General features: G+C 60.8%; 10 protein-coding genes. 5 read left to right on the top strand and 5 right to left on the bottom strand.

What is annotated here, in order from left to right:
* The first annotated feature begins 22 nt into the window (after positions 1 to 22).
* Both P0D68_RS14605 and P0D68_RS14600 read left to right on the top strand, forming a co-directional pair.
* Positions 23 to 667 carry a PqiC family protein gene (locus tag P0D68_RS14605; RefSeq protein ID WP_286161958.1) on the top strand — a complete coding sequence of 215 codons (645 nt, stop codon included), beginning with the start codon at positions 23 to 25 and terminating at the stop codon, positions 665 to 667.
* A gap of 97 nt (positions 668 to 764) precedes the next feature.
* Positions 765 to 1,163 carry a hypothetical protein gene (locus P0D68_RS14600; protein ID WP_408296685.1) on the top strand — a complete coding sequence of 133 codons (399 nt, stop codon included), beginning with the start codon at positions 765 to 767 and terminating at the stop codon, positions 1,161 to 1,163.
* 145 nt (positions 1,164 to 1,308) lie between these two features.
* Here the strand turns inward: P0D68_RS14600 and P0D68_RS14595 are convergent, their stop codons facing one another.
* Complete coding sequence (locus P0D68_RS14595; protein WP_091795433.1) at positions 1,309 to 1,896, bottom strand: BPSL1445 family SYLF domain-containing lipoprotein; 588 nt, start codon at positions 1,894 to 1,896, stop codon at positions 1,309 to 1,311.
* A gap of 453 nt (positions 1,897 to 2,349) precedes the next feature.
* On the opposite strand from P0D68_RS14595, the gene P0D68_RS14590 reads away from it, so the two are divergent.
* The 3 genes from P0D68_RS14590 (at position 2,350) to P0D68_RS14580 (ending at position 6,580) form a co-directional block, all read left to right on the top strand.
* On the top strand, positions 2,350 to 4,101 hold the full coding sequence (locus tag P0D68_RS14590; protein ID WP_408296688.1) for a SulP family inorganic anion transporter: 1,752 nt from the start codon (positions 2,350 to 2,352) through the stop codon (positions 4,099 to 4,101).
* 165 nt (positions 4,102 to 4,266) lie between these two features.
* Positions 4,267 to 4,521 carry an RNA recognition motif domain-containing protein gene (locus tag P0D68_RS14585; protein WP_091795429.1) on the top strand — a complete coding sequence of 85 codons (255 nt, stop codon included), beginning with the start codon at positions 4,267 to 4,269 and terminating at the stop codon, positions 4,519 to 4,521.
* Between the two features lie 268 nt (positions 4,522 to 4,789).
* The gene (locus tag P0D68_RS14580) at positions 4,790 to 6,580 is read left to right on the top strand and encodes a SulP family inorganic anion transporter (RefSeq protein ID WP_408296691.1); all 1,791 of its coding nucleotides are present in this window, start codon (positions 4,790 to 4,792) and stop codon (positions 6,578 to 6,580) included.
* Positions 6,581 to 6,649: 69 nt separating this feature from the next.
* Here P0D68_RS14580 and P0D68_RS14575 read toward each other — a convergent pair whose 3' ends face one another.
* From P0D68_RS14575 to P0D68_RS14560, 4 genes are all read right to left on the bottom strand, one after another.
* A complete protein-coding gene (locus P0D68_RS14575) occupies positions 6,650 to 8,143 on the bottom strand; it encodes a DUF2254 domain-containing protein (protein WP_408296694.1) in 1,494 nt (497 codons plus the stop codon).
* A gap of 175 nt (positions 8,144 to 8,318) precedes the next feature.
* On the bottom strand, positions 8,319 to 8,663 hold the full coding sequence (locus P0D68_RS14570; protein WP_408296697.1) for a hypothetical protein: 345 nt from the start codon (positions 8,661 to 8,663) through the stop codon (positions 8,319 to 8,321).
* Positions 8,660 to 9,577 (bottom strand): DUF2950 domain-containing protein, encoded by a 918-nt coding sequence (locus P0D68_RS14565; protein WP_091795419.1) that lies wholly within the window; start codon positions 9,575 to 9,577, stop codon positions 8,660 to 8,662. The genes P0D68_RS14570 and P0D68_RS14565 overlap by 4 nt, the downstream gene beginning before the upstream one ends.
* A 12-nt stretch (positions 9,578 to 9,589) precedes the next feature.
* Positions 9,590 to 11,080, bottom strand: a complete 1,491-nt coding sequence (locus P0D68_RS14560) for a DUF3300 domain-containing protein (protein ID WP_408296700.1) — start codon at positions 11,078 to 11,080, stop codon at positions 9,590 to 9,592.
* Positions 11,081 to 11,517 lie beyond the last annotated feature (437 nt).

Raw genomic sequence — 11,517 nt, 5'->3', positions numbered from 1 at the left:
TGGGAATGCGCCTGGCGCAGGCGTGGCGCCGTTTGCCGCGTCATTCAGCGCTGTTTTGCACCGCTGCGCCGCGCATTCGATCCGCTATATCGTGTCATGCCTCGTGGTTGGACTGGTCGCCGCGGGGCTGGGGGGATGCAAGTCGTCACCCGCCAGGTTCTACACGCTGAGCCCGGATGCGACTCTCGCGACATTGGCGACGCCTCACGCGATCCCTCTGGCGGTAGGGCCGGTTACCGTGCCGGATCTGGTGGACCGTCCGCAAATCGTGACCCGGGCGGCCGGCAACGAAGTCGCCATCAACGAATTCGCGCGATGGGCGCAGCCTCTGAAAGGCAATATCGCGCGGGTCGTTGCGGCGGATCTGGGTACGCTGCTGAATTCACAGCAGGTGACGGTGTTCGCGGGTACGACCGATCCGCTGGCCACATGGTACGTGAGACTGGATGTCATGCGTTTCGACGCGGAACCCGGCCAGGACGTCATTGTGGACGTGCAATGGACCATCCGTGCTCCGGGGAAGCAGCCTGTTCGTTCAGGGCGATCTATTGTTCGCGAGCCAGTGTCCGGCGCAGGTTTTGAGGCGATGACCACGGCCTATGACCGGGCGCTTGCTGTGGTGAGTCGTGATATTGCGGCGGCAGTTGGCACGATGATTCAGCCATAGAGCAGACATGCTAACGATCACGGTGCAATGTCGGTGGATGTGAGGCGATCGCCGGGTGCCGCCCGTTTCAGAATTCATCTACCTTATAGGTGCTTCAATGCCAGCTCAATCCTTGCTTTCCGCGCGCAGCCTCATACGGTGTTTGACGAGTGTCGTCCTCGTTGCCGGAACAGGCGTCGCCTTCGCCGCCAATTTGAATTTTTTGAAAGACACACCGGTTAGCTATATGAAGGACGCAGACAGAAAGGCGCTCAACGACGCGGCGCAAATTGCGCTGGAGCGCAATAAGGATGGAGAGTCGCTGAACTGGAGCAACAGTGGCACCGGCAACTCGGTGTCGATTCACGGGACCGTCACGCCACGCGATACGGTGAAAGACGGTGCCAAAACATGCAGAACGGCGACGCTTGTCGCCATTGCGAAAGGACAGACGCAGACTTGGACGCCTGTCGTTTGCAAAGAAGGTGCTGGGCCGTGGAAGATACGGAAACAGTGAGTGTCAGACTATGCGGTGAACTCATGGAAAGAGGGCACTGCAGCAACCCGCTTCGAGCCGCTTTGAGCGGATAGTTTTGCGAGGCGTCCGGTTACGACTGCTGGTCAGGCAGTCTCCGGGACGCGGGTTTGGCTACACCTCGGTTTCAGAGGTTGAGCTTGGTCACTTTGGTTCCAGCGAGCGACGCATCCGCCATCAGGCCGGTATTGGTCAGGACTATGGCGACAACCTGGGCGGATGCGGATGTCGTGTCGATGGACCCGTTCGCACCCACCTTTAGCAAGGAGACCGCCACGTCGCCGCCGACCGACCAACCGGCCGAGCTGGTGAATTTGGCGAGCGAGTCCTTCGTCATAAAGAGGAAGATGACCGCGGTTGATTCGGCGCCGGCCTGGAAGCCGAAAGAAGCAGCCGTCGTGCTGTAATAGCCGACCGTCGCGCCGCCTACGCGCAATGCGCCTTCACCATACTCGGCACCCGCGATAAAGGCCACTTTCTTGACTGCCGGGAAAGTGAGGATGCCTTGCGCCTTGGATGCGAGTTCGCGTGCTCCCCCCACTGTTGCGTAAAGCCGCGACATCGTTCCGTCGACGCTCGCGTCGAGCGCCTGACGCTTCGACGCGTCCGTTTCGGGACTCTTGCCGCTGCCTCCTGTGGTGGTGCAGCCCGCGAACGCGAGGCCCGCGGCGGCAGTGGCTGCTGCGGTATTCAATACAAAGTTCCTTCGGTTCATTATCGTCCTCCGTTTCGGTTCCGAGGTGAATGCTCAGCAAATGCGTTACCCGTTGTGACGATTTCCAGTTCTTTCCTGAATGCATGATGTCACAGCGGAAAAATAGGGGAATCAGACTTTGGTCTTATTGCTGAACAGACGCCGGTGCAGAGATTCAAAGTTTCCGGCGCGCTTGAGCCTGGAATTCCCGGCTTCCTCGCTGGAGATATTCTTTATGCAAAAGCCAACCGTATTCATGAAGTGGTCGGTGTTTTTCAGTCGTGCTGATTCTGTGAACCGTTGACCTGCGGGATCTGGATGAATCGAATCTAGGACCAAGGTCCGATGCCCCTCTTCATGATTGGGCATTACGCTCACAGAATAGTGCGGGGACGTGCACGTCGGTGCAGACCGAAGGTGTCGTCTTCACGCCGACAGAACACTGGAACAGCCTTGAGGAGAGGAGACGACCGTATGACCGAGGATCCTCGTCCTGTTAGCGATGTAACGCGAGTTGTGCCTTCGGGATGGCGGGCCATGTTTCCTCCCCTAACGTGGCTATTGTCTTATCAGCCGAAGTGGCTCACGCACGATGCCATTGCAGGAGCCACCCTGGCGGCCTACGCGATTCCCGTGTCGCTCGCCTATGCCACGCTCGCTGGATTGCCACCAGAGTACGGCATCTATTGTTATCTGGTTGGGGGACTCGCCTATGCGTTGTTCGGGTCTTCCCGCCAGCTCGCGATTGGCCCGACTTCGGCGATTTCGATGCTGGTCGGTGTGACAGTCTCGGAGATGGCTGGAGGGGATCCGGCACGATTCGCCGCCATTGCCGCCTTGACTGCGCTGCTGGTCGCCGCAATGTGCTTCGTGGGGTGGATTCTGCGGCTGAGTTCGCTGGTCAATTTCATTAGCGAGACGATCCTGCTCGGGTTCAAGGCGGGCGCCGCCTTGACTATTGCTTTGACTCAGCTACCAAAGTTGTTTGGGGTGAAGGGCGGTGGCGAGCAATTTTTCGATCGCGTCGTCACGCTCGCCGGTCAACTTCCCAGTACCAATCTCGCCGTGCTCGGATTTGGTGTTGCGGCGATCGTCGTGCTGCTACTGGGGGAGAAGTTCCTGCCCGGTCGACCAGTCGCATTGTTCGTGGTGGTGATCTCGATCATTGTGTTATCTGTGACACCGCTGATTGGCCTTGGCTTCAAGACTGTCGGCGCGTTGCCGCAAGGTCTACCCGAGTTTCGCTGGCCTGGCCTGCGCGTCCGCGATGTGGACGGTGCGATTTCGTTAGCGTTCGCGTGCATGCTGCTGTCGTACGTCGAAAGTGTTTCTGCCGCGCGGGCGCTGGCCCAGGCGAACGGTTACGAGATCAATCCACACCAGGAGCTACTCGGACTCGGCGCGGCCAATCTGGCAGCGGGACTGTTTCAGGCCTATCCAGTCGCGGGTGGTTTGTCGCAGTCATCGGTCAACGACAAGGCCGGCGCCAAGACACCGCTCGCGTTGGTCTTCGCTTCCGTGACTATCGGGCTGTGTCTGTTGTTCCTGACCGGAATGCTGAAAAATCTGCCAAGTGTGGTTCTGGCCGCGATCGTGCTGGTTGCGGTGAAAGGGCTGGTCGATATCGACGAGATGCGTCACGTTTGGCGGGTAAGCCGGTTTGAATTTTTCGTCTCGATGGTAGCGTTCGCCGCCGTGCTTCTGCTAGGCATCCTGAAAGGCGTGATCGTGGCAGTGCTGGTTTCAATGCTATTGCTTATAAGGCGCGCCGCACATCCACACGTGGCATTTCTGGGCAAGATTCCTGGCACCCGGATCTACTCCGACGCCGAACGCCACCCGGACAACGAAGCGGCGCCAGGCGTACTGGTATTCCGCGTCGAGGCGTCGCTGCTCTACTTCAATGTCGAGCATGTGCGCGCTGCCGTATGGGACAAGATCCGGACTGGCGACGGATCGCTCAAACTGGTTATCTGCGATCTGTCGACTTCTCCCGCTGTTGACCTCGCGGGTGCGCGCATGTTGGCCAAGCTGCATGAAGCGCTGAAGACGGCCGGAATAACGTTGCGGCTGGTCTCCGCTCATGCGGAGGTGCGGGATATTCTGCGTGCGGCGGGTGTTGAGAACCTGGTGGGCTACCTCCAACGTGGCATCTCGGTTGCCGACACGATCGACGAATGGAAGACAGGGCGAAGTGCGCCGCCGCAAGTGGCAGGAGCGCTATGACGTGCTGCGCAATGAAACGCAGTGTGCGCCCGTTGAGGAACTCGTGGGCACGATGAACGTGGGCTGCACATGTGAAACGCGATACCGCTTGCATGTCGTCTTTCGGGGCAGACCCTTCACGTTGACGGCGGCTCAAGCATCATGGACAGTGAATAGGAGAGCGTTATGGCTGATTTATTTATTGGCAATATCGACGAGCATGTCAGCGAAGATGACATCAAGGCGTTTCTTGTGAAGTACGGTTTTCCGCCTTTCGACAGTATCGCCCACGTTCCAGGGGAAGGCTCGCGGCCGGCGGTGGTGGTCAGCTTCGAAGGTACGAGTCCGGAGGTGTTGCGTCGCCTGCAGCCCAGAGTTCACGACATGTTCTGGAACAATCGGAAAATCAATGTGCAGGTCATGAAAGACCGGTCGGAGTGAGGCGTATCTTTCAGACGTCGGTCACCGAGCACAGCTGTCGGGTTCTGACCTCATGATGAAGCGTTCACGCGCGTAGGGTGCGGCGGTTTCTCGCTTCCCGAGCCCTCGTGGAAAATCGAGAGGCAAGCGGAAATGCGCGAGAGCGGTAGTTGCTCCGCATTGGAGTTCAGGAGCGTGTGATGGATTCAAGGCGAATAGCAGAAGCCGCCGCCCGAGGCCTGGTCGCCGTGGTGGAACGGTGTGCTGTCCACCAGGCGTCCACGATCCAATGAACAAGCCGGATTTTTCAACTCCCACGCCGGAACCGGGCCGGATTGGGCCCCGGGCGAAGGCCGCCGATCAGGCCGGCGTGTTGCGCTGGCTGCCCGGCATCCGTACGCTTCGGACCTACCAGATCGTGTGGTTACCTCACGACATTGCAGCTGGGCTGGTGCTGACCACGATGCTGGTGCCGGTGGGCATCGCCTATGCGGTTGCGTCGGGCTTACCCGGAATCCACGGCCTCTACGCTTCTATCATTGCGCTGCTTGCTTACGCGTTATTCGGACCCAGTCGGATTCTGGTGCTGGGGCCGGATTCGTCGCTGGCCGCAGTCATTCTGGCCGTCGTCGTGCCCCTATCGGCGGGCGACCCAATTCGCGCAGTAGCACTGGCGGGCATGATGGCGATCGTGTCGGGGACGGTGTGCATCCTGGCCGGTCTGGCGCGCATGGGTTTCATCACCGAACTCCTGTCGAAGCCGATCCGCTACGGGTACATGAATGGCATCGCGCTGACGGTCCTGATCAGCCAGTTACCCAAAGTGTTCGGTTGCTCGATTCCGAGCGAAGGGCCGTTGCGAAACGTGCGAGCCCTTGTCATCGCAGTGATGGACGGTCAGACTAACTGGACCACATTCATGGTCGGTGCAGGCACACTGGCCGTCATCCTGCTGCTCAAGGGCAGCAGGCGGATCCCGGGCGTCCTGATCGCCGTGGTGGGAGCCACTGTTATAGCTGGTGCGCTCGACCTTGCGGCACGCGCAGGTGTTGCGGTTCTCGGCTCGCTGCCGCAGGGCTTGCCTGCGTTCTCCATTCCATGGATCGCCACCGCGGACATGGTGCCCGTCCTGATCGGCGGCTGCGCCGTTGCCCTGGTGTCTTTTGCCGACACTAGCGTGCTTTCGCGTGTCTATTCGGCGCGCACGGGTGTCTATGTCGATCCGAATCAGGAGATGGTGGGACTCGGCGTCGCCAACCTCGCCGCCGGCCTGTTTCAGGGCTTTCCGATCAGCAGTAGCTCGTCACGCACTCCCGTGGCGGAGGCCGCCGGTGCGAAGACCCAGTTGACCGCCGTGGTCGGCGCGCTCGCGGTTGCCTTGCTGCTGATGGTGGCGCCCGACATGCTGCGGAATTTGCCCACCAGCGCGCTGGCTGCGGTGGTGATCGCATCGGCGCTTGGCCTGATCGAAGCCGCCGACCTGCGGCGCATTTATCGCATCCAGCGCTGGGAGTTCTGGCTATCCATCGTATGTACCGTCGGCGTGTTTCTGCTGGGTGCGATTCAGGGCATTGGCCTCGCTATCGTGATTGCCGTCATCGAGTTCCTGTGGGATGCGTGGCGGCCGTATTCGGCGATTCTGGGGCGTGTCGATGGTCTGAAGGGCTACCACGACATTACGCGCTATCGCGACGCTCATCGCATTCCCGGGCTAGTCCTGTTTCGTTGGGACGCGCCCTTATTCTTCGCAAACGCCGAGTTGTTCTGTGACCGGGTGCTGGATGCGGTGGCGACATCGCCTACGCCGGTGCGCTGGCTGGTGGTGGCGGCGGAACCTGTTACGAGCGTAGATGTCACTTCCGCCGATATGCTGGCCGATCTGGATGAGACATTGCACGCGGCGGGCATTGAGTTGTGTCTCGCCGAGTTGAAGGACCCCGTCAAAGACAAGCTAAAGCGATTCGGGCTCTTTGCACGGCTTGGCGAAACGGCGTTCTTTCCGACAACCGGTTCCGCCGTCAGCAGCTACCTCGCGAGCCATCCGGTAGAGTGGGTGGACTGGGAGGACAGGGATCGCTAGGGAAGGGATGCTCGAACTGGCAACCGTTTCGATCGGAGCCCCTATACCCGGCAATCATCGCCATGACGGTCAGGATTTCCTGTGCTTTCGTGACGAACGCAAAGTACTCGGATGCGTTCGCCAATGTCCCTGCCAGGATGCTCTTTTTCCCCGCGTGGCAGTGGATGATTTCGTTTCGCCCGCGCCGCCGTTCTGCGCGTTCACGTCCAGGGCCCCGCCGAGCCCCTGCGGGTCGGCGACGCGGGCGAGTTCAATGTCGGCCGCGAAGTGATGATGGCGCACGATGGTGGCGTCGAGCAATTCAAGCTCCCGGAGCAACGCCGGGTGGCGGAACTCAGGCAGCGTGTTCGTCAGGTTGACGATCATGGCCCGCAGGCGCCGCTCGATCTGCAGACTGCCCGCACCGTAATGCCGTATTTCCCGAAAGGTGACATGAACGAAGTCTTCCCAGTCAGGCGTGCGAAAAATGACGCGCGGCCGTCCACTGTCGTCGCTGAGTGTGCTGTTGGCAAGGGACCGTTGCCCGACCAGGCGAAGCAGCCGATGCAACTGGTCGATGGCGAGCACCGCGGTGGTCGGATCGTTGATGGCTGGCGATAGGGCCTTCAAGGCAATATCGACTTCAATGCGGAACGAGAACATGGGATCCTGCTCCATCGTGCGTTCGGAGCCGAGCGCGACCAGGTTTTGCAACAGGCGGTCGCTGATCGTATCGCTGCTGCCGGTCAAATAGAAGAGCGGTTCGTCCGTGGCGAGAAAATCACCGACCTGCGCGGCGAATTCGATGATGCAGCCGGCTCGCTGCGCCTCGCGAGAAAGTCCGCGCAGGTTGACCGCCAGCACCACCCCGGATCCGCCGGTGTGATACACGATGCGATCGGGCGCCCCCGGCGTGCCCGGCTCCGCCCGGCCGTTGGTCCCGGATGCGCGCGAGCGTGACGTCCATGCCAGTTCAGTAGTGAAGCGCCGGCGAGCCGATTCTTCCGACGCGGGGTGAGGGTAGATGACCTCGATGACCGCAAACCCCTGCTCGGCGACACGACCCACGAGACTGACGGGCCGCAGCAGTCTTGCGGAATAGTCGATCAGCACGATGAATGCGACGAGTGAGCCGAGCCCAATCACCGTTGCAATGGACACTTGCAACTGAGGGACCGCCGAGGGTTGTCCAAGTTCTGCCATGGTCCGATGAGTCCAGAGCAAGGAAAAGACGAAGAGCCCAACGATCCACCGGATCACGTTTTCGCGCAGTAGCGTAGTCGCAATGATGCGCGGAGTATATTGGCCACCCGCAACCTGGATGGCAACGAGCAGGGAGCCGAATGTAAACACCAGGCAGGAGAGGTTTAACGTAAAGATGCGATCGAGTATTGCGTGAGCTTCCTCGACGCTCACGGCAAGCAGTCCGTGTTGCAGATCGAAGCCGCTGCGTTGAGACATCCAGTAGCCGATTCTGTCGATGGCCCTGTTAAGAGCGATCGCGGCCATCACGGCGAGAATGGGTACGATCCATAGCGACGACCTGACGTGGCTGATCAGGCTGTATCGACGGTTCCAGGCCATGTCGGACTTCCTCGCCCGTCACGCGGGCGGGTAATGCTTCTAACGAAGGTAAGTCTTCGCGCTTCTCCGTAACTGATGCAGTCCAAGCGCCACAACGCATGATCAGCCTCGCGCCACGCTGCGATAGCCGCGGGTTAGGGCGCTCTCTCTCGCATCTCGTTGCATCGACCCCGGGTCAGCGTCCCATACGACGATCGTAGCTGCGCGAGATGCGTGGCAACAGCGTCTGATCGTGCGTATCGCTAGAGTCGAAGCGCACCTGCACACTACCGTCGGACTGCCGTTGCACGCGAGTCGTGACGGTGCTGCCGCCGAGTCTCCCGACGACGATGCCGTTGGCCGGATCCTCGACGGTGAGCGCCAGTCCCTCGTCGCGCATTGCCCCTGCGGCAGCGGCAAATGATCGATCGTAATTCGCAGGCGTCGTCACCACTGTTCCGGCGACCGGTACTGCGTAATACGTGCAGGCCGACAGGCTGATGAGGGCGCAGCACCCGGCGGCGAGCAGAATGCGTATCAAGGTTGCTCCTTGGTCCATCCGGGAGCGGGATCGAACGACTTGGTTGCGGCGGCCTTGGCCGCGCTATCAGGTCCAAGGTCTCGTTCGTAGACTTGCCCGTCGTGACTGACCATGAAGCTCTTGATGCCGGTTTCTCCGTAACGAACGGGCCAGGCGATCACGGCAAAACCGCCGAAAAGCTTACCGTTCACAACATAGTCATACGCTCCGCCCGGGGCGTGAGGGCCTTGCGAGGTCAGCAGCTTGTAGTGATAGCCGTAGTAGCCCGCTTGCGATGGGTTGCGCGTGCCGGCCGTGATAAAGGCTTCGCCAAGAGGGCTCGGTTTTTCGTCGGGGCCAGTAGGCCAGTACAGGCCGTCGCGCTTGCCGGGCGAACTCGATAGTTTCCTGGCGTAAACAAGCACGCCACTGCCGTCATGGTCCGTGCTGGCGTATTCGCGTTGCGCATCGTAGATCGCCAGCATGGTCTGAATGACGGCAAGCTCGTTTCGGCCAATGCGGCGCAAGCGCATTTCCTCCACGCCGGCGTGCGTGTCGAAATGCCAGCCCTGCGGCGATTTCACGAGAGGAATGGGCAGGGTCCAGCCGTCATTGCCTACCTTGATGTCTGCACGTTCGCTGCCCGATGCCTGAATCGCATGTGACGTTTTCCAGGCTGTCAGGAAGCGGGTTCGCAACTCGGCGCCCACAGGAGGAATGAGCTCCCGAAAGTCATTGCCAAGCAACGACTTCAAGGCCGCTTCGTCGTCGTTGGCAATCGCATCGCCAAATGCAGTCATTGCATCTTCAGCGGATTTGAAGTCCTTCTGCGCGTATGCCGCCTGAGGTGCCGCTAGGCATAGTGTCAGCGCAACGATAACTGCGCTGCCGATTGCGCCAAGCCGGGCCGCGAGGAATCGTAGTGGTGACTTCATGCTTTTGTCTCCTTAGCGCCTGCCACGTCCGCCACCGCCACCGCCAGCCCGCGCTCCGCCACCCTGTCGACTAAAGCTCGAAGACTGCGCACTTGCGCGCCCCCGGTTGAAGTCTTGCTGCGAGGCGCCGCCACCGCCCACACCCTGGAAGGCGTTGTCTCGACCGCCGCCTGCGCCGCCGGTGGCGGCCCGACCGCCTCCCGCACTGGCCCGGTCGGAAACGTCCGCACGATTGATCGAGCCGCCAACATTCGCCCCGCCGGCGCGGTTGCTGACGCCGGCATTATTTGCCCCACCGCGATGGTCACCCACGCCCGCATTGTTCGCTCCACCGCTGCGGTTACCCGCGCCGGCATTATTCGCTGCGCCGCCACGGTTGCCCCCACCGGCATTGTTCGCTACGCCGCCGCGATTACCCGCGCCGGCATTATTCGTCCCACCGCCGCGGTTACCGCCGCCGGCGTTGTTCGCGCCTCCTGCGCGGTTGCCCGCGCCCGCCCTGTCGGATCCGGCGGTGCGGTCAGCCGCGCCTCCGGTACGGCCGCGGAAGTCGCCGCGCGCGTCGGCACCCGAGACGTTCTTCCCGTACTTCTCACGGGACGCGTTGTCGCGATAGGCGACGCCCTGGCGATGGCCCGCATCATGCTGCCACTTGCCGCCCTGAGCCTTGCTGCGGTCGAAGTTGCGATCGATATTGGCGGCCTTGTTGACATTGATATTGACGTCTCCGCCGCCCCAGTTGCAGTTGCCGAAGATTGCGCCGGCAGCCGCGAGGCCCACGCCCCAGGCGAAGCCGGTGGCAAGCGCGGCGCCGGGATAGTAAGCCGGAGCAGGTGGCCAGTAATACGGAGGATAGGCCGGAGCCGCCCAGGTGCCGTACACGACTGTCGGGTTGTAGGCCGGCACGTAGATCACCTCGGGATTCGCCGGTTCGATACGCACGATGGTCTGCGTGGTTTGGCCGCCAGCCGGGGCCGGTTCCGTCATCACTTTCTGTTGCTCATTGGACTTGAGGTTGCCCGATTTCTGCGCTCGCGCACGTAGCCGCTGCACTGCATCGAGAACGTCCTTTTCCTGCGCAAGAAACGCATCGCCGAGCTTCTGTGTCCAGTCGAGCTTGTCGTTCATCGGTTCGAGCACTTGCGGAAACGCAACGAGCGATTTCACACTGACGTCCCACGGCTGATCCTGCACGGCCTTCACGGCCTCATCACCCTTGAGCTTTGGATTGGCCTTGACCCAACGCGCGGCATGCACGATCTCCAGCGGATAGGTCGAGGCCATCAATACCTGTGACAGGACGGAGTCCGGATAGAGTGCGATCGGTGCGACTAGCGCCTCGATCTCCTCCGGCTTGAATGTCGGCTGCTGCGCTTGGGCTTGTCCGGCGGCATCGTTCGAAGGATTGGGAGTCTGGGCAGGCGCACTGCTGGAACCAAGTGTCAGCACAACGAGGAACCCCATGCACATCCCATAAGAGAGTCGCGCACTCCACTGGGTCATGGCCGCTCCTTTTCCAATATGATGGGTGGCACAGATTCTGGTTTTCAGATGCGAGTCCCGAGAGATGCCCGCATTGTCAGTACACCATCGCAAGCAGCGGATTACTATCGGCCTAAGGTCCTATATGCCCGCGCCTTCTGACGACTTGAGCGGCGCAATATCCAGACGCCATGTCTTTTCGAATTAGACACGGCAATTGCGGTTGTGCGGAATGAAATCCATGACCGCTTCGAACAGCAGGAATGATGTTTGACCTCGTCATGCAATGGCGATTCCACTCGATGCATAGTTATCCGATAGTGTCGGCATACCCGTAAGACCAAGGTCCGATTACGGGTTCCTGCTGCCTGTGCTTCCATAAGGGCATGCTCAGATGTTCCTCGGTGTGAGTTTGCTTCGAGGTTCCGGAGCCGGATACGAGCATGCGATACGTGTGC

Origin of the sequence: Paraburkholderia sp. RL17-380-BIE-A (assembly GCF_046028085.1) — a bacterium.
Taxonomy (GTDB): Bacteria; Pseudomonadota; Gammaproteobacteria; order Burkholderiales; family Burkholderiaceae; genus Paraburkholderia.
The sequence above is the reverse complement of the archived record's forward strand: the minus strand, read 5'-3'. Positions and strand labels throughout refer to the sequence as shown.

What these genes read in the sequence shown, in the direction of transcription:
- P0D68_RS14595 (WP_091795433.1), bottom strand. Translation starts at nt 1,896, where the DNA reads ATGAACCGAAGGAACTTTGTATTGAATACCGCAGCAGCCACTGCCGCC.
- P0D68_RS14575 (WP_408296694.1), bottom strand. Translation starts at nt 8,143, where the DNA reads ATGGCCTGGAACCGTCGATACAGCCTGATCAGCCACGTCAGGTCGTCG.
- P0D68_RS14590 (WP_408296688.1), top strand. Translation starts at nt 2,350, where the DNA reads ATGACCGAGGATCCTCGTCCTGTTAGCGATGTAACGCGAGTTGTGCCT.
- P0D68_RS14565 (WP_091795419.1), bottom strand. Translation starts at nt 9,577, where the DNA reads ATGAAGTCACCACTACGATTCCTCGCGGCCCGGCTTGGCGCAATCGGC.
- P0D68_RS14600 (WP_408296685.1), top strand. Translation starts at nt 765, where the DNA reads ATGCCAGCTCAATCCTTGCTTTCCGCGCGCAGCCTCATACGGTGTTTG.
- P0D68_RS14560 (WP_408296700.1), bottom strand. Translation starts at nt 11,080, where the DNA reads ATGACCCAGTGGAGTGCGCGACTCTCTTATGGGATGTGCATGGGGTTC.
- P0D68_RS14580 (WP_408296691.1), top strand. Translation starts at nt 4,790, where the DNA reads ATGAACAAGCCGGATTTTTCAACTCCCACGCCGGAACCGGGCCGGATT.
- P0D68_RS14585 (WP_091795429.1), top strand. Translation starts at nt 4,267, where the DNA reads ATGGCTGATTTATTTATTGGCAATATCGACGAGCATGTCAGCGAAGAT.